At 39.5% G+C, this 773-nt stretch carries 1 protein-coding gene; it reads left to right on the top strand.

Features of this window, described 5'->3' with window-relative positions; all coding sequences use genetic code 11:
- Nucleotides 1-773, top strand: a 773-nt coding sequence (gene ftsA / locus RT405_RS06685) for a cell division protein FtsA (RefSeq protein ID WP_313468600.1), incomplete at both ends; no start/stop codon positions are given.

Genomic DNA, 773 nt, shown 5'->3' on the forward strand with positions numbered 1-773 from the left:
GCATTATAATAGATATTGACAAAACAGTTGACTCAATCAATAAAGCCATTAAACAAGCTGAACAAAAGGCAAACGTAGACATCCGTAATGTCGTTGTAGGTATCCCAAGCAACAATATTGAAATAGAACCGTGCCATGGCATGATTGCTGTTGCAGGAGATAACCATGAAATAACTGAAGAAGATGTAGAAAGTGTTCTAGCAGCTGCTATGGTAAAATCAGTACCGCCTGAACGTGAAATTCTTGCTGTTTTCCCGGAAGAATTTTTAGTAGATGGATTCGATGGAATACGAGATCCTCGGGGGATGATCGGTGTTCGATTAGAAATGCACGCAACGATGATCACTGGACCGAAAACCATTCTTCATAATACAAAAAGATGTGTTGAAAAAGCAGGATTGCATATTCAAGATATCGTTCTCCAGCCGCTGGCAGCAAGCAGCATAGCAATGACAGACGGAGAACGTGATTTCGGCACTATTTTAATTGATATGGGAGGCGGTCAAACTACCGTATCGGTTATGCACGATAATCAATTGAAATTTGCATATGTTAATCAAGAAGGCGGAGAATATGTAACAAAAGATATTTCTGTTGTTTTGAATACGTCACTTGAAAGCGCTGAAAGAATCAAACGCGATTATGGATATGCTTTGCCAGAAGAAACTTCTCCGGATGAAGAGTTTCCAGTAGATGTTGTTGGACAAAGCAAGCCTATAAAAGTAGACGAACAATACCTATCAGAAATTATCGAAGCCCGCTTAGTTCAAATT

The organism is Carnobacterium sp. (assembly GCF_032094055.1).
Taxonomy (GTDB): domain Bacteria; phylum Bacillota; class Bacilli; order Lactobacillales; family Carnobacteriaceae; genus Carnobacterium_A.